The sequence below is a fragment of the Brevibacillus sp. AF8 genome, from assembly GCF_021270385.1.
Classification (GTDB): Bacteria; Bacillota; Bacilli; order Brevibacillales; family Brevibacillaceae; genus Brevibacillus.
Genome location: NZ_JAGQDN010000020.1, coordinates 1 through 17,558 on the forward strand (window position 1 = coordinate 1; position 17,558 = coordinate 17,558).

The 17,558-nt window shown below is 48.2% G+C and carries 16 protein-coding genes and 1 other annotated feature; of the genes, 15 read left to right on the plus strand and 1 reads right to left on the minus strand.

Annotation, left to right across the window (positions count from 1 at the left end):
- Positions 1 to 157 precede the first annotated feature (157 nt).
- Positions 158 to 1,171, minus strand: coding sequence for a YaaC family protein (locus tag KB186_RS21710; RefSeq protein ID WP_232774355.1), 1,014 nt, complete (start codon positions 1,169 to 1,171; stop codon positions 158 to 160).
- Between the two features lie 166 nt (positions 1,172 to 1,337).
- Here KB186_RS21710 and guaB point away from each other — a divergent pair, with 166 nt between their 5' ends.
- The 15 genes from guaB (at position 1,338) to KB186_RS21785 (ending at position 17,491) form a co-directional block, all read left to right on the plus strand.
- Positions 1,338 to 2,798, plus strand: coding sequence for an IMP dehydrogenase (guaB, locus tag KB186_RS21715; RefSeq protein ID WP_173612165.1), 1,461 nt, complete (start codon positions 1,338 to 1,340; stop codon positions 2,796 to 2,798).
- 188 nt (positions 2,799 to 2,986) lie between these two features.
- Positions 2,987 to 4,303, plus strand: coding sequence for a D-alanyl-D-alanine carboxypeptidase family protein (locus KB186_RS21720; RefSeq protein WP_173612164.1), 1,317 nt, complete (start codon positions 2,987 to 2,989; stop codon positions 4,301 to 4,303).
- 106 nt (positions 4,304 to 4,409) lie between these two features.
- Positions 4,410 to 5,294 carry a pyridoxal 5'-phosphate synthase lyase subunit PdxS gene (gene pdxS, locus KB186_RS21725; protein WP_012683798.1) on the plus strand — a complete coding sequence of 295 codons (885 nt, stop codon included), beginning with the start codon at positions 4,410 to 4,412 and terminating at the stop codon, positions 5,292 to 5,294.
- 10 nt (positions 5,295 to 5,304) lie between these two features.
- On the plus strand, positions 5,305 to 5,880 hold the full coding sequence (gene pdxT, locus KB186_RS21730) for a pyridoxal 5'-phosphate synthase glutaminase subunit PdxT (protein ID WP_232774356.1): 576 nt from the start codon (positions 5,305 to 5,307) through the stop codon (positions 5,878 to 5,880).
- Between the two features lie 126 nt (positions 5,881 to 6,006).
- Positions 6,007 to 6,232: a binding site (T-box leader), on the plus strand.
- Positions 6,233 to 6,286: 54 nt separating this feature from the next.
- Positions 6,287 to 7,567, plus strand: a complete 1,281-nt coding sequence (gene serS, locus KB186_RS21735; protein ID WP_106785127.1) for a serine--tRNA ligase — start codon at positions 6,287 to 6,289, stop codon at positions 7,565 to 7,567.
- 191 nt (positions 7,568 to 7,758) lie between these two features.
- Positions 7,759 to 7,926, plus strand: coding sequence for a hypothetical protein (locus tag KB186_RS21740; protein WP_232774357.1), 168 nt, complete (start codon positions 7,759 to 7,761; stop codon positions 7,924 to 7,926).
- Between the two features lie 60 nt (positions 7,927 to 7,986).
- A complete protein-coding gene (gene aceB, locus KB186_RS21745) occupies positions 7,987 to 9,594 on the plus strand; it encodes a malate synthase A (protein ID WP_173612161.1) in 1,608 nt (535 codons plus the stop codon).
- A gap of 27 nt (positions 9,595 to 9,621) precedes the next feature.
- On the plus strand, positions 9,622 to 10,911 hold the full coding sequence (aceA, locus tag KB186_RS21750; protein WP_173612160.1) for an isocitrate lyase: 1,290 nt from the start codon (positions 9,622 to 9,624) through the stop codon (positions 10,909 to 10,911).
- Positions 10,912 to 11,102: 191 nt separating this feature from the next.
- Positions 11,103 to 12,200, plus strand: a complete 1,098-nt coding sequence (locus KB186_RS21755) for an ABC transporter substrate-binding protein (protein ID WP_219663364.1) — start codon at positions 11,103 to 11,105, stop codon at positions 12,198 to 12,200.
- Positions 12,190 to 13,023 carry an alkaline phosphatase family protein gene (locus KB186_RS21760; protein ID WP_232774358.1) on the plus strand — a complete coding sequence of 278 codons (834 nt, stop codon included), beginning with the start codon at positions 12,190 to 12,192 and terminating at the stop codon, positions 13,021 to 13,023. Before KB186_RS21755 ends, KB186_RS21760 begins: the two co-directional genes overlap by 11 nt.
- 36 nt (positions 13,024 to 13,059) lie before the next feature.
- Positions 13,060 to 13,905 carry an ABC transporter permease gene (locus KB186_RS21765; RefSeq protein ID WP_232774359.1) on the plus strand — a complete coding sequence of 282 codons (846 nt, stop codon included), beginning with the start codon at positions 13,060 to 13,062 and terminating at the stop codon, positions 13,903 to 13,905.
- Complete coding sequence (locus KB186_RS21770) at positions 13,902 to 14,690, plus strand: ABC transporter permease (RefSeq protein WP_221868201.1); 789 nt, start codon at positions 13,902 to 13,904, stop codon at positions 14,688 to 14,690. The genes KB186_RS21765 and KB186_RS21770 overlap by 4 nt, the downstream gene beginning before the upstream one ends.
- A complete protein-coding gene (locus tag KB186_RS21775) occupies positions 14,690 to 15,709 on the plus strand; it encodes an ABC transporter ATP-binding protein (RefSeq protein ID WP_232774360.1) in 1,020 nt (339 codons plus the stop codon). The genes KB186_RS21770 and KB186_RS21775 overlap by 1 nt, the downstream gene beginning before the upstream one ends.
- A complete protein-coding gene (locus KB186_RS21780) occupies positions 15,693 to 16,493 on the plus strand; it encodes a DeoR/GlpR family DNA-binding transcription regulator (protein ID WP_232774361.1) in 801 nt (266 codons plus the stop codon). The genes KB186_RS21775 and KB186_RS21780 overlap by 17 nt, the downstream gene beginning before the upstream one ends.
- Positions 16,487 to 17,491 (plus strand): histidinol phosphate phosphatase domain-containing protein, encoded by a 1,005-nt coding sequence (locus tag KB186_RS21785; protein ID WP_173612153.1) that lies wholly within the window; start codon positions 16,487 to 16,489, stop codon positions 17,489 to 17,491. The genes KB186_RS21780 and KB186_RS21785 overlap by 7 nt, the downstream gene beginning before the upstream one ends.
- Positions 17,492 to 17,558: the final 67 nt, after the last annotated feature.

Genomic DNA, 17,558 nt, shown 5'->3' on the forward strand with positions numbered 1-17,558 from the left:
GCGCGGTAACGCGTGGAGCTGACGAATACTAATCGGTCGAGGACTTATCCACACACTTAGCAATCATGCAGATCCAGTTTTCAGGGAATAAAAGAGAACCTTCTTGCTGATGATGGCAGGAAGGTTTTTTGGTGTAGATAAAGCAGTGACATGAAATTTAATACGGATCGGAGGGAAAAGGGGGAAGGGGCATCCGGTGATTTCGGTAAAATTGCTTTCGAATAACCGAGGGAAAGGTATCCATATGATGTTCCAAAAAATGTTCCACCACATATCGCTCAACAAGTCCGTGAGACATCGTTAGCTCTCCCCACCACTCCGTTTCATAGCGGCAAAGCATGCCGAGTACATAAAGCAGCAAGTAATGAATCGCCCATTCAGGAAGAGGTAGAGAAGAAGCCGAACCATTCCAAAAGAACAGGACGTTCTGATGTAAACGAAATAACGGGTGTTGATCCAGTTCAGACAGGGCACACTGAGGAAGGGTCAGTTCCTTTCTGATTTTATTATTTCCCCAGGAGAGCTTTTCCAAGATGCATGAAGATGGAGCCAGCCTGTGAATGTACTGGATGAAGGTCTCAGTTGAATAGGATAATGGCCCTTCGGTTTTTTCAGGAAAGGTAATGCGAATCAAATCATCCTGACTTATATGCTCAATCTTTGGCGTTATCCAGTTACGTGGTTGATCCGTAGCAATTCCGTAACTATCGCTCACGCTAGGGATGGATGAAAATAAATCATGGACTGAATAGCGCTCTTGTAACGGCGCAAGCTGGAACACGTGAGTTAATTGCGCAAAAAACCCCTCCTTTTGTGGACGAACCTCGTCCTCCATTAGGATATAGGCGTTTCTTTTAAGCTTTCTGGTCGTGACACCATGTTGCAGAACACGACTGTTTTGGGGATAATACGGATCACGAGTCAATAACATCGCCTTCAACAAGTGAGAGCAACCATAAAACAGCAGCAATGGCTGGATGGACAAGTCGGCAACAGCGGAAGTGGAATAAAAATGTCTGGCTTGTCTCCAGAGATAAAGGAAACGCGAGCTTTGTTGAAAGGCTAGTCGCTCGGCATGCTCAGTACCCATGTCATGATAGCAGGAAGCCAAATATTTACGTGCAGTTGGTTCGGTCTCAAAATAGCGTAATGTTTTCCAAGCGTTATCCATGTTACCCACCTTTGGTAATTTTCGTAATATGGTTATGTTTCCCTAAATATTTTTTGATTTATCTGTATAATCGATTCTATAACCGAACGATATACTCATTTCTTGACAGTAAATTAAGCCGTTTGTTAAACTGTCTTAAACAATTCGCCGAGAGGAGCTTTCAACTGTGCGGGAAGATAAATTTGTTAAAGAGGGCTTAACGTTTGATGATGTATTGCTCATTCCAGCAAAATCTGAAGTTTTGCCAAGGGATGTTGATCTGCGAGTACAATTGAGTGAGAATGTGAAGCTGAATATTCCTCTGATCAGTGCTGGGATGGACACCGTAACGGAGTCTGGACTTGCAATCGCCATGGCTCGCCAAGGTGGTATCGGGATTATCCATAAAAACATGTCCATCGAGCAACAAGCAAGCGAGGTAGATCGTGTAAAACGCTCTGAAAGTGGCGTTATTACCAATCCATTCTCTTTGACTCAAGAACATACCGTAGAAGAAGCGAATGCTCTCATGGGTAAATATCGTATCTCCGGTGTTCCGATTGTCGATGCGAATCAAAAACTGATCGGGATTCTTACCAACCGCGATCTGCGCTTTGTGCATGACTTCTCCATCAAGATCAAAGACGTGATGACCAAAGAAAACCTGGTGACGGCTCCTGTCGGTACTACACTGCAACAGGCAGAATTGATTTTGCAACAACATAAAATCGAAAAGCTCCCGTTGGTGGATGAGAACAACATCCTGCGTGGACTCATTACGATTAAAGATATTGAAAAAGCAATCCAATACCCAAATGCAGCAAAAGATAACCAAGGCCGCTTGCTGTGTGGTGCTGCTGTTGGGGTATCAGCAGACACGTTTGAGCGTGCCGCAGCACTTGTACAAGCTGGCGTAGACGTTTTGGTAATCGATACGGCTCATGGGCATTCCAAAGGCGTAATTGAAACGGTAAAAGCAGTTCGCAAAGAATACCCAACGCTCACCATCGTCGCAGGAAACGTTGCAACTGGACAAGCTACTCGCGATCTGATCGAAGCTGGCGCATCTGTGGTGAAGGTTGGTATCGGTCCTGGATCCATTTGTACAACTCGTGTTGTAGCAGGTATCGGGGTTCCGCAAATTACAGCGATCCATGATTGTGCACAGGTAGCACGAGAGTACAATATTCCAATTATTGCCGACGGAGGCATTAAATACTCCGGTGATTTGCCAAAAGCAATTGGTGCAGGTGCTTCAGTGATCATGATTGGAAGCCTGTTCGCTGGTACAGAAGAAAGCCCGGGCGAATTCGAGATTTTCCAAGGGCGTCGTTTCAAGGTATATCGCGGAATGGGATCGATTGGCGCGATGAAAGCCGGCAGTAAGGACCGTTACTTCCAAGAGAACGCACAAAAGCTCGTTCCGGAAGGGATAGAAGGCCGTGTTCCTTACAAAGGCCCATTGGCGGATGTCACGTATCAGTTGATTGGTGGACTGCGTGCAGGTATGGGATACTGCGGAGCGAAGACCATCGAAGATTTGATTCAAAACTCCCAGTTCGTTCGCATTACCGGTGCTGGCTTGCGTGAGAGCCACCCACACGATGTACAAATTACAAAAGAATCACCTAACTACTCGATTTCTTAAGCGAAAAAGTGGTAAAGAAGACCTACGTCCCCTTTCTTTTATAAAGAGAGGGGATTTTTACTAGCCACTAACATGTGGAAATAGGAGGAATCTCGCTTCAAGCCACCCTGCAACCTATGGTACACTTACAATTGTGTGCTTGTTTCATGAAAAAAGAAATCGACAGAAATAGGAGAGTGAGAGATTACATGAAGCGAAAGACATGGACAAAGCGATTGACAGGTCTGTTCCTTTCTGTCGCTGTTTTTGCTACAGCAATGGGAGGATCGGTTTCAAAGGTGGAAGCTGCCCCTGTAGCATCTCAAGCGAATTTACAATTGGAAGCGAAGTCTGCCATTCTTGTTGAGGCATCGACGGGAAAGGTTCTCTATAGTAAAGATCCTGATGTAGCACTTCCGCCTGCGAGTATGAGTAAAATGATGAGCGAATATCTGGTTCATGATGCCATCAAGCAAAAGAAAATGAAATGGGATGATGTCGTCCCTGTAAGTGAATATGCGTTTTATATTGCTAAAATTTCTGATTCGTCTGGTGTGTATTTGAATTTAGGCGAATCCTTTACAGTTAAACAATTGTATGAAGCGATGGCAATCGTATCAGCCAATGACGCTACTGTACTTTTGGCTGAGAAGATCGCAGGCAGTGAGGCAGCCTTTGTTGAATTGATGAACAAAAAGGCAGCAGAGCTTGGTATGAAAAATACTTCGTTCGTCACTTCAACTGGATTACCAGCCAATGAGTTGGGTCCATACTCTGTTCAGACCGATCAAACAGAAAACCTGATGTCTGCTCGTGATGCAGCGATCCTTGCCCGTGCGCTGATTCACGATTTCCCGGATGCGTTGGAGACCTCCAAAAAACCAATCTTCACCTTCCGTACAGGTACACCAAAAGAGTGGAGCAAGAAAAACTATAACTGGATGCTGCCTAGCCTGATTAGCTATTACCCAGGTGTAGACGGATTAAAAACGGGGCATACAAATGCAGCAGGTTATTGTTTTACAGGTACGGCTGTTCGCGACAACATGCGTTTGATTAGCGTCGTGATGAAAACTAGCTCCGAGTCAAAGCGTTTTGCTGAGACGAGAAAACTGTTTGACTACGGTTTTGCCAATTTCAAGCTCACAAAACAAATGGACAAGAATGTACCAGTCAAAGGATTTGAAACAGCTCCTGTGAAAAACGGTGTAGAGGTAACTGTGCCAGTTGTTACAGGCAGTGAAGTAAACATGATCACCAAAACCGGTACGGAAGCAAAATACACGCCAACAGTTACCTTCCAGGAGCTAACCGCACCGATCCAGCAAGGACAAGTTGTCGGTAAGATTGTTTTGAAAGAAGAAGGTATGAAGGAATCGGATTACTTGCAGCCTGAAGACGCAGCAAAAGCAGGCGTGGATATCGTAGCAGGACAGGCAGTAGAGGAAGCCAGCTGGATTCGTCTGTTCTTCCGCAGCATCATTGAGTTTTTCAGCAATTTGTTTAGCAGTGGAACAGGAAATTAAATAACTATTGTTTTCCCCTACATCTATCGTTTACAATGACGGTAACAGGAACCATAACACCGCATAACAGTTTCGGTTCTGACTCATGATGTAGGGGGTATTTTTAATGGTACAAGTAGGAACATCCCGCGTTAAAAGAGGTATGGCTGAAATGCAAAAAGGCGGCGTCATTATGGACGTCGTGAATGCTGAACAAGCGAAAATTGCAGAAGCAGCGGGTGCTGTTGCTGTAATGGCTTTGGAGCGTGTACCGTCTGACATTCGTGCAGCAGGTGGAGTTGCTCGCATGGCGGACCTTAGCATTGTAGAGGAAGTACTGAATGCTGTTTCGATCCCTGTTATGGCAAAAGCTCGTATCGGTCATTTTGTTGAAGCGCGTGTTCTCGAGTCTCTGGGTGTAGATTATCTCGATGAGAGTGAAGTGCTCACTCCGGCAGATGACTTGTACCATATCAATAAAAAAGAGTTCACTGTACCGTTTGTATGTGGCGCCCGTGATCTGGGTGAAGCTCTCCGCCGTATCGGGGAAGGTGCATCCATGATCCGCACAAAAGGTGAGCCAGGAACCGGAAACATTGTAGAGGCTGTTCGTCACATGCGCACGATGATGTCCCAAATCCGCAAAGTGCAAGCTATGTCCTACGATGAACTGATGGCAGAAGCCAAAAACCTGGGTGCTCCATACGAACTGCTTGAAGAGGTACACAAAACAGGTAAGCTGCCAGTCGTAAACTTCGCAGCAGGCGGAGTAGCAACACCAGCGGATGCTGCCCTGATGATGCAACTCGGCTCGGATGGCGTGTTTGTTGGCTCTGGTATCTTTAAATCAGAGAATCCAGAGAAGTTTGCTCGCGCGATTGTGGAAGCGACCACCCACTACACAGATTACGAACTGATTGCTCGCGTATCCAAAGGCTTGGGAACAGCAATGCCAGGAATCGAAATCTCCAAAATTCGTGAAGCTGATCGCATGCAAGAGCGCGGCTGGTAAGGTGAGTAGCATGAAAATCGGCGTACTCGCTCTACAAGGAGCTGTAGCAGAACATCTGCGAATGCTAGAAGAGGTTGGTGCGACAGCTGTCCCGGTCAAAAAAGTAGAAGAACTGGATGACCTAGATGGACTGGTCATTCCCGGCGGAGAAAGCACCACGATTAGCAAGCTGATGCACAAGTATGGATTCATGGAGGCTGTTCAAGAATTCGGTAAGGCGAACAAGCCGATCTTCGGAACTTGCGCAGGAGCGATTCTTCTGGCGAAACGGATTCAAGGACAAGACGATTACCATTTAGGCTTGATGGATATCAAAGTCGAGCGGAATGCTTTTGGTCGCCAAAAGGAGAGCTTTGAAGTCTTGATGCCTGTTGCGGGTGTAGCGGCAGATTACCCGGCAGTGTTCATCCGGGCTCCGTATATTATGGAAGTGGGAGAGAACGGTCAAGTCTTGGCCAAGCATGAAGACAAGATTGTTGTCGCCCGAAGCGGTCATTATTTGGCAGCAGCCTTTCACCCAGAATTGACCGAAGATACAAGACTGCACAAATACTTCCTCGACATGGTCAAGGAATACAGAAGCTAGCTGTCATACCGGAAGATCGGCCGTAAAAAGGTGCCGATCTTCTTTTTTCTGTACAGATCAGGATGGGCTGCTCTTTACATACGTATAGAACCTGTAGTACAGTTAACAATAATAGTATTCATGAATGAGAATGCGATGATGAGAACAAGTACTTCACAAGAGCCAGGCCTAGAGAGTCGGTGGTAGGTGCAAACCGATCCGGTTATGTGAGGGAATCCATCTCGGAGTGGCAAAGGAACAACAACTTTGCCCGGAACCGTCCCGTTATGACGGAAGAGTGGGCATATGCATGAAGGATTGCTGCATATGTCAACGAGGGTGGCAACGCGGGTATACAACACTCGTCCCTTACCAGGGGACGGGTGTTTTTTGTTTTTTTTTCAATACGATTCGGAGGGATTTACACATGTTGGACGTAAAAGTATTACGCCAGGATTTAGAAGAAGTAAAACGCCGTTTGGCTCACCGCAATGAAGATATTTCTGCGTTGGATCAATTCGTAGAAGTAGATGAAAAGCGTCGCGAAGTCATCCAAGAGGCAGAAGCGCTGAAAAATAAGCGTAACACGGTATCCGAGCAAGTAGCTGTCATGAAACGCAATAAGGAAAATGCAGACCATCTGATCGCTGAAATGAAAGAAGTAAATGAGCGCATCAAGGCTTTGGATGAAGAGCTGCGCCAACTGGATGAACAGCTGGAGTTCATTTTGCTGAGCCTGCCAAACCTTCCGCATGAAAGCACGCCGATCGGTACGACTGAAGACGATAACGTGATCGCCTGGACATGGGGAGAGCCACGTGCGTTTGACTTCGAGATTAAGCCTCACTGGGAGCTGGCTAGCCAAGCAGGCATCCTCGATTTTGAAACCGCGGCAAAAGTAACAGGAAGCCGTTTTGTTTTCTATAAAGGCTTGGGCGCACGTCTGGAGCGCGCATTGATGAACTTCATGATGGATTTGCACTCGAATGAGCATGGCTATGAAGAAGTGATCCCACCGTATATCGTCAACCGTACGAGCATGACGGGAACGGGGCAATTGCCTAAGTTTGAAGAGGATGCATTCAAAATCGAGGGACCAGATTACTTCCTGATTCCAACAGCAGAGGTGCCCGTCACCAATATGCATCGTGATGAGATCATGGATGGAGCGGATCTCCCTCGCTACTACACTGCTTTCAGCGCATGTTTCCGTTCGGAAGCGGGCTCTGCTGGCCGTGATACGCGTGGGTTGATTCGTCAGCATCAATTCAACAAAGTTGAGCTGGTGAAATTCGTGAAACCAGAAGAGTCTTATGACGAACTCGACAAACTGGTGAAAAACGCTGAAAAGGTGCTTCAGCTGCTTGGATTGCCATACCGTGTCCTGAGCATGTGCACAGGCGATCTTGGTTTTACGGCTGCGAAGAAATTCGACCTGGAAGTTTGGATTCCAAGCGGCGGCACATACCGTGAAATCTCGTCTTGCTCGAACTTTGAAGATTTCCAAGCACGCCGTGCCAATATCCGTTTCCGTCGCGATACGAAATCAAAGCCAGAATTTGTGCATACATTGAATGGTTCCGGTTTGGCGATTGGACGTACAGTAGCAGCAATCTTGGAAAACTACCAAGAGGCAGACGGAACAATCGTAATTCCAGAAGCTCTTCGTCCGTACATGGGCGGAGTAGATAAGATCGCACCGAAGTAATAAGCGAGAGATTTGGAAAACAGCTCTTGATCCATAACGGGTCAAGGGCTGTTTTATATTGTGTACTAATACAGATATATTTTTTTAAAAACGTGTTGCACTGTACCAATCTCTGTTATATAATAAAAACAAATTTTAAGAATATTGTTTTAATACAGAAATGGAGGAATGGAGAATGGACTGCTATCGGTGTGAAGGTAACGGAGAACAAAATTGCCCAAGATGTGGAGGCGTTGGTCGTGATGCCAACGGAGCGGCTTGCCACAATTGCTTGGGAGACGGGCATGTATGTTGCAGCCATTGCAGTGGCAGCGGGTATCAGGAGTAAGGACATTTTTTTTGCTACCTCTGTTATATAATAAAAAACATTTTATCGATCTGTACCATAATAACTTTCAAGTGAGGGAGGAGGAGCTGTTTTGACTACTGTACCAACGAATCCATATCCGCTGGAGGTGCAGATTTCCGGTGAGATGCACCCTGGTTATCAAGATATCCTGACACCAGAAGCGATTCAATTCGTGATGAAGCTGGAGCAAAGGTTTGGCGACAGACGCCAACAATTGTTGGCGAAGCGCGTGGAGCGCCAATTGCAGATTGATGCAGGTCAACTACCCGATTTTTTAGAGGAAACAGCGGACATTCGCAAAGGAGATTGGACTGTTGCTCCATTGCCCAAAGATTTGCAGGACAGACGGGTGGAGATTACAGGACCTTCGGGTGACCGGAAAATGGTCATCAATGCACTGAACTCGGGTGCTCGGCTTTTCATGGCTGACTTTGAGGACGCGAACTCACCGACCTGGGAGAACACCATCCAAGGCCAAATCAACATGAAGGATGCGGTACGCCGCAATATCTCTTACATCAGTCCGGAGGGCAAATCATACACCCTCAATGAAAAAACAGCGGTTTTGATCGTGCGTCCTCGTGGCTGGCATCTTGAAGAAAAGCACATCCTCCTCGATCAAAAACCGATCTCCGGCAGCCTGCTTGACTTCGGACTTTATTTTTACCACAACGTAGATGCTCTTGTCGCGAATCAAACAGCACCGTATTTCTACTTACCGAAACTGGAGAGCCATTTGGAAGCTCGACTCTGGAACGACGTCTTCCTTTTCGCGCAGGATGAATTGAATATTCCACGCGGCACGATTCGCGCGACAGTATTGATCGAAACGATTCTCGCGGCTTTTGAGATGGATGAGATTTTGTATGAGCTTCGCGAGCATAGTGCAGGACTGAATTGCGGACGTTGGGATTACATTTTCAGCTATATCAAAAAGCTGCGGAATCAGCCTGATGTGATTACACCGGATCGTGCCCAAGTAACCATGACCGTTCCGTTCATGAAAGCTTACACAACGCTAGCCGTGAAGACTTGCCATAAACGGATGGCACCCTGCATCGGCGGAATGGCTGCACAAATTCCGGTGAAAAATGACCCGGTACAAAACGCAGAAGCCATTGCCAAAGTGCGCGCTGACAAAGAGCGGGAAGCGTACGATGGACATGATGGGACTTGGGTTGCTCACCCGGGGCTAGTGCCGGTAGCTATGGAAGTGTTCGATCGCCTGATGAGAGAGCCGAACCAAATTTGGTACAAACGTGAAGACGTAGACGTATCTGCTAGTCAACTGCTGGCAGTCCCAGAGGGCACGATTACAGAAGCGGGTGTCCGTACGAACATAAGCGTAGGTTTGCAGTACATCGAGGCTTGGTTGCGAGGCTCTGGGGCTGTGCCGATCAACAATCTGATGGAGGATGCGGCTACAGCAGAAATTTCGCGGGCACAAGTCTGGCAATGGATGCGTCATCGTCACGGAGTCTTGCAGGATGGTAGAAAGGTGACGGAAGGCTTGGTGAAGCAGTGGCTGAGTGAGGAGCTGCAAGCGATCAAGCAAGCAATTGGCCAGGAGAGATACGACAAAAGCAAGTATCCGACTGCTGGAGATCTGTTCTTGCAATTGGTAACGACAGAAGATTTTGAAGACTTCCTAACGGTACCGGGTTATCGCTATTTGTAAAAATAAAAATGAGTGGGGGAAATGAAAATGAAAAAAGTAAACAAACAGGAAGCGATTCAACAGGTGGAGCAAAGCTGGCAGGGTGAGCGTTTTAAAGGAATTACACGTCCGTATACAGCAGAAGATGTCGTTCGTCTGCGCGGTTCCGTACAAATCGAACATACACTGGCTCGTCTGGGAGCAGAGCGTCTATGGAATCTGTTGCATACCGAGCACCATATTAAAGCGTTGGGGGCTTTGACCGGGAATCAAGCGATTCAGCAGGTAAAGGCAGGATTAAAAGCGATTTATTTGAGTGGCTGGCAGGTAGCGGCCGATGCTAATCTGTCTGGTCAGATGTATCCTGATCAAAGCCTCTACCCGGCAAACAGTGTTCCTCAAGTCGTAAAAAGAATTAATCAGGCATTGCAACGCGCTGACCAGATCGATCAATCAGAAGGTGGTACCGATACGAATTGGTTTGCTCCGATCGTGGCAGACGCAGAAGCGGGCTTTGGTGGGCCATTGAACGTCTTTGAATTGATGAAGGGCATGATTGAAGCGGGCGCAGCAGGTGTGCATTTTGAAGACCAGCTGGCTTCCGAGAAAAAATGCGGCCATATGGGCGGAAAGGTACTGATTCCAACGCAGGCGGCTGTACGTAATCTGATTTCCGCTCGATTTGCGGCAGATGTGATGGGAGTCCCAACAATTATCGTGGCACGTACCGATGCCAATGGCGCTTTCCTGATCACCAGCGACATCGACGAGCAGGATAAACCATTCCTGACGGGTGAACGAACAGCAGAAGGGTTCTTCCGTCTACGCGGCGGATTGGATGCAGCGATTGCCCGTGGCCTTGCGTACGCTCCTTATGCAGATTTGATCTGGTGCGAGACTTCTGAGCCGAATTTGGAGGAAGCACGCCGTTTTGCCGAAGCGATCCATGCCAAATACCCGGGCAAGCTGTTAGCGTACAATTGCTCTCCTTCTTTCAACTGGAAAAAGAAGCTGGATGAACAGACTATCGCTCGCTTCCAGGAAGAGATCGGCGAGATGGGCTACAAGTTCCAATTTGTCACGCTCGCTGGCTTCCACTCCCTGAATTACAGCATGTTTGAATTGGCGCGCGGCTATCGTGACCGCGGAATGGCTGCCTATTCTGAATTGCAGCAGGCTGAGTTTGCTAGCGAAGTACATGGCTATACCGCCACTCGTCATCAGCGTGAAGTGGGTACCGGGTATTTCGATGAGGTTGCGCAGGTCATCTCTGGCGGCAATTCCTCTACGACTGCACTCAGCGGATCGACGGAAGAGGAGCAATTCGCGCATAATTAAACAGGAAAAACGAAGGACTAGGTGGTTCTCTGGTATTCAGAGGACCACTTTTTGCGTTCACTTCTATTTTTCATAGAGTCTTAATAGCTTTTTAACAACGCATTTATATCAGTTTCATTTTGATTGTTTACGATTGGGTTAGAAAAAAGCAAGAGATCAAACACAAATAAAAACGAAAAGGGGCCTTAAAGATGAGAGGGAACCAGTTAAGCTGGAAACGAACCGTTGTTGTCATGACTTCCGTTTTTCTGCTTGCGGGATGTGCCACCGAGACGAAATCAGGCACTTCTCTGGATACGTCGCAATTGACCCTGGATCAAATCGTGGAAAAAGCGAAGCAGGAGGGAGAAGTCAACTCCGTGGGAATGCCGGACACGTGGGCAAACTGGGGGGAGACCTGGAGCAATCTTGCAAAGGAATATGGCTTGAAGCATACGGACACCGACATGTCGAGCGCAGAAGAATTGGCTAAGTTTGAAGCGGAAAAAGAAGACGCCACAGCAGACATCGGTGACGTAGGCATCGCTTTTGGACCGTTAGCCAAGCAAAAAGGGCTGACGCTGCCTTACAAAACCTCTTACTGGAACGACATTCCCGACTGGGCAAAAGATGATGAAGGACATTGGCTGCTGGGCTATACGGGAACACTGGCTTTTATCACTGACAAGACAAAGGTGCAAAATCCTCCCAAGTCCTGGGCAGATTTGAAAAACGGAAGCTACAAGGTCGCGATTGGCGATGTCATGAAAGCGAATCAGGCGCAATTTGCCGTTCTGGCCGCCGCCTATGCAAATGGGGGAGATGAGAAAAATATTCAGCCCGGCATTGACTTTTTCGCTGAGCTGGCAAAGAACAAGCGGCTCAGTACGAGCGATCCGAGTCTTGCCAATCTAGAAAAGGGTGAGGTCGAAGTTGCTATCTTGTGGGATTTCAACGCGCTCGGGTATCGGGACAAAATCGACAAAAACCGCTTTGATGTCCTTATCCCGGAAGAAGCATCGGTCAGCAGCGGATACGCTACGGTTATCAACAAGTACGCCAAGCACCCACACGCTGCCATGCTGGCTCGTGAATACATCCTCTCCGACGCTGGACAGTCCAATTTGGCTCGCGGCTATGCACGACCGATTCGCGCTAACGCCAAGCTGGATGAATCCGCTAAAGCCATGCTGCTCCCGGATGACATGTACAAAAACGCACGTCCGGTGGGCGATTTGACTGCTTGGGAAGAGACGGCTAAAAAGTTGCCGCAGTTATGGCAAGAGAAGGTGTTAATCCATGTGCGCTAGCAAGCTCGCGATGATTGTGCTCGACGGATTGAGATTTGACACAGCCGTCACGCACATGGGGTACCTGCATCATTTGGTCGAGTACGGCATTGCGGCCCGCTTTCAGGTGCGATCAGAATTGCCCAGTCTCTCTCGCCCTTTGTATGAGGTTCTTTTAACGGGAACCCCTGTTTGGAAGAACGGCATTTCCAGCAATCAGACGGTTCGGCTTTCGCACCAGGAGAGTCTCTTTCACCTGACGCAGAAAAACGGAATGTCCAACGCTGCTGCGGCTTATTGCTGGGTAAGTGAGCTTTATAACAAGGCTCCGTTCAATCCGTTTTACGACCGAATCCAATTGAATACCGACAAGCCGATACAAAACGGGATGTTCTACTGGGAAGATCACTATCCGGATACACACCTATTTGCTGACGCCAACTTTTTGTTGAATGGATACAATCCGGATTTTCTTTACGTCCACTCCATGAATATCGATGATGACGGACATAAGCATACGGCCGATTCCGCGCGATATCGAAATCGCGTTCTGGCGGCAGATTCGATACTGGCTAATGTGCTTCCTGCGTGGATCGATGCGGGTTATCAAATCATTGTAACAGCCGATCACGGGATGACAGCCGATGGAAATCATGGTGGCACTTCTAGCGCTGACCGGGACGTCCCCTTGTTTGTCATCAGCGACCTGATATCTCCCGGTATTCGCGAGGAGGAAATTCCGCAATTGCAGGTGGCTCCGCTTGCCTGCCATTTGCTCGGCATCTCCCCCTCGAAAGAGATGCAGCCATTGAACGTAGGAGGGCTGAGTAAGACGTCTCCCTAAGGGGGCGTCTTTTCCTCTAAGAAAGGAGTTTTTGCGATGAAACGATTTGTCAGTATGCTTTGGGTCACGACGATTCCGTTCTTTGCAATGATCGCCCTGTTTCTCCTCGTCCCATTGCTTTCTATGATTGGAGGGAGCTTTCAGGCCGAGGGGGGCGGAGGTTTTACCGTTAGTCATTATCGTGAGATTTTTTCAAATTCGTATTACTTGCAAGCTTTTGAGAACAGCGTGCTCATCTCGTTCCTGTCTGCTCTCATTGGAATCGTCGTTGCTGTTTTCGCCACCTATGCGATTACCCGTTTCCCGCAATCTCTGCAACAGCGAGTGCTTGTTATTACCAATCTAACCTCCAATTTTGCAGGAATTCCGCTCGCATTTGCCTTCATTGTCCTGTTGGGAAACAGTGGATTGTTTGTTTTGCTCGCGAAGCAACTGGGGATTGATTTTGGTGAGTCCTTTACTCTGTATTCGTGGAGCGGCTTGACGCTTGTTTATATTTATTTTCAACTGCCCCTGGCGGTAATGCTTTTGTATCCCCTGTACAATGCCATTCAAAAACAATGGATGGAAGCGGCCGAGCTGCTTGGGGCAAGTCCATGGAAGTTTTGGCTGAGAATCGGTTTTCCGGTACTGCTTCCAGGCATCGTCGGCACATTCAGCATTCTGTTTGCCAATGCAATGGGTGCCTATGCTTCTGCCTATGCGCTCACTGGGAGCAACTACAATCTGGTACCCATTCGGATTGGCGCGCTTGTCTCTGGCGACATTTTTGCCAGACCCGAGCTGGGTAGCGCACTCGCTGTACTGCTCGGCCTTACGCTTGCAGGAGCCTTACTCGTGAACGAGTGGCTGACGCGGAAGATTCGGAGGGATTTGTCTTGAAGCGGATCAGTTTGCCATCCTTGTCGTTTGCGTTGGTCATGTTGTATTTGTTTTTGCCAGTAGCGGCTACCATCCTTTACTCACTGGCAACCGAGTGGAACAGTACGATTTTGCCGGAAGGACTCACAGGAAAATGGTTCGCAGAGCTGTATTCTGATCCTCGATTCTTGCAAGCATTCGGGCGTTCTTTTCTGCTCAGCTTTCTGACGACAGTCGTTGCCGTTATCATTATTGTTCCTGCTGTATTCTCCATTATCGTCTACGCTCCCCGGATGGAGAGGCTGGTTCAGATTTTGGTGATGCTGACCTATGCTGTTCCGGGTGTTATTATGGCCGTCGGATTGATCCGTACTTATTCAGGAAACGGAATTCCAATGGTCATCATCACCGCCGGGGCGTATTTGGTCGGTTTGCTTCCGTATCTTTATCAGGGAACGCGCAATAGTCTGCTTGCGATGCAGGCACGTTCGTTGATGGAGGCAGCCGAGCTATTGGGTGCGAGCCACTGGCAGGCGTTCGTACGGATTATCGTTCCGAATATCATGTCTGGAATTTTCGTGTCCTCGCTCTTGTCGTTCTCCATTTTGTTTGGTGAATTCGTTCTGATTAACATCCTGGTGGGAGGAAGATACGAAACTCTGCAGATGTATCTGTACGCCAAGCTATCGTCAAGCGGACATGTCGCCAGCGCGATTACTGTCACTTATTTTGTCCTGATGGCTATCATCACTGGCCTGGTTGTAAAATTCACGCGCCGAAGCTTCGCACGCAAGGAGGTCCCCTAATGAGCTACGTCAAAATCGAACACTTGTCCAAAACCTTTCACGGTCAACACGTGTTGCAGCAACTCGATCTTGCGATTGAAAAAGGCGAGCTAGTCACTTTACTTGGCCCTAGCGGGTGTGGAAAAAGTACGCTATTACGCATCCTCAGTGGTTTGACGGCTCGGGATACAGGCATGATCTACATCGACGGCAAAGACGTGACGGACGTGTCGCCGAAAAATAGGCAAATCGGCATGGTGTTCCAATCGTACGCACTCTTTCCCAATCTTACGGTCAGTCAAAACATTGCCTTCGGTCTGGAAATGAACAAAATCTCGAAAACGGAGATTCGGCTGCGTGTCCAAGAAATGATTGAGCTGGTGGGATTGGTGGGAAAGGAGCAGGCTTACCCGCGTGAATTGTCTGGCGGCCAGCAGCAGCGTGTGGCACTCGCCCGTTCTCTCGTTACCCGGCCAAAAGTGCTTCTGCTGGATGAGCCACTTAGTGCACTCGATGCCCAGATTCGCAAAAATTTGCAAAAGCAGCTACGCACAATCCAACGTGAGTTAAACATGACGACTGTGCTGGTTACTCACGATCAGGAAGAAGCCATGGCTGTCAGTGACCGCATCTACATCATGAATGGTGGACGAATCGTTCAGCACGGCAGTCCCCAAGAGATTTACACGCGACCTCGCTCTGAATTTGTTGCTCGCTTCATCGGCAATTACAACGTGCTGACTGCCGAGCAGCTTAACCGAATCGCGCCTAATCTGTCTCATCCAGCAGTTGAACGATTCGCAATCCGTCCTGAGACGTTTCGCGAACAGCGGTTGGCTGGGGAGGACATCTGTTTGACCGGGAATATCGCTCAGGTAACCATGCTCGGCAACATTACCCGTTACGAGCTGAACATGCGGGATGTTTCTGTACTGGTGGACACACTTCACCTGTCCTTCGAGCAGGAGCAGATCGGCACAACAAAAACATTGTATGTAAGTCCCAAGGATGTGATTCCGCTTTATGACACTATTGCCTGAAGAACGACAGCAAGTGATTCTGGACGAATTGAACCGCCACGGTAAAATTCAGGTGATGAGCCTGGCAAAAAACCTGGCAGTAACACCGGAGACAATCCGACGTGATCTTGACCATTTGGAACAGCAACGTTTGTTAAAGCGAGTGTACGGAGGAGCAATCCCTTTTCATTTGGCGAAACGTGAGCCGCACTTTGAAAAGAAACAGGCGATCCAACAGACGGCAAAAACGAAAATCGGGCAAATCGCGGCAGAACTTTTGTCTGACGGGGATACTATCGCGCTCGATGTCGGGACGACAACACTGGAATTGGCACGTGCGATAAAGGGCCTCAATCAATTAACGATTGTCACGAATTCGCTCCCCGCCGCTTCTTTACTAAACGAGCTGTTGGAAGCCAATCAATTCAACGGTCAGGTCATTATGCTGGGGGGGGTGACCCATCCGGCCCAAAAATCGGTTGCTGGGGCGTTTACCTGCGAGCTGCTCTCCCGCTTTCATTTTGATAAAGCTTTTATTTCCTGTGGAGGAATGACGGCTGATGGCTTCACCGATTATGACATGGAAGAAACGCTGTGCTCGATCATGATGGTACAGCGGTCGGAGCAAGTCTATGTATTAGGAGATACATCCAAGATTGATCAAACGCAATTTTTTCGTATTTGCGGCTGGCAGGATGTCAGCGCGGTTGTTTGTGACCAGCCGATGCCGGATGAATGGCTATCGTCTGGCATACAAACTACCTGGATATGCGAACATCCGGGAAGGAGAGACTTCACATGCTGATCGACTATCATCTTCATCTGGAAGAAGGGCCTTTTTCATTGCGTTGGCTCAACCGTACCAATATAGCCCTCGACCACTTTTATCCGTTAACTGAACCTCGACATACCCGCGCCTGGCTGCTGGACAGTCTTGCGCGATTAAATAACCGGATGTCTTTGGGAGCATACGACCCGTCTTGGATCGATCTGTATTTGCGTGAAGCGTTAAACAAAGGCTTGAAGGAAGTGGGGATTGTCGATCATTTATACCGCTTTCGTGAAGCCCGTCCCTACTTTGAACGGTATATGGACCTGGGTGACACCGATTTGGGTCGCTTGCAGCGAACGTGGCTTGATCAAGTATGCACCGAGAGCCTCAGTGACTTTTGTGTCGCCATTGAAGCAGCAAAGCAGCGTTGGTCCGCAAGCGGTGTGGAGTTGCGGCTGGGGATCGAAGCGGATTACTTTATCGGCGGGGAAGCAGAATTGGAAAGCTTGCTCGAAGGCGCTTCGTGGGATTATGTGATCGGTTCTGTTCATTTTTTACAAGGATGGGGCTTTGACAATCCCGAGACTCGCCATCTGTTTGAGCAGCACGACTTGAAACAGTTATACGGGGACTTTTTCCATACAGTTGAATCTATGATTAGGAGCAACTTGTTTGATTTTGTTGCTCATCTGGACAATCTGAAAGTGTTCTCCCATCGCCCAGAGGAATCGGAGCTTGTTCCCTATTACCATCGAATCGCAACTGCTTTGAAAGAAACGGATACAGCGACCGAAATCAATGCGGGCCTGTACTACCGCTATCCCGTTCAGGAAATGTGCCCCAGTCCTGCTTTCCTCGACGTTTTGGTGGCGCATGGCGTTCCACTGACACTCTCGTCCGACGCGCACTTTCCCGACGATATTGGGAGATACGTGGCGGAGAACCTGGAAGTCCTTCGTTCAAAAGAGGTAGCGGAGATTGCTACTTTTTCCGGTCGTCAACGGATCATGAAGCCAATCCGTTATGCTTGACTGTGAAAAACAGCATGTCTTGAGCAAAATATGATTTGAGATGCAAAAAACCTTGGATTGCCAAGGT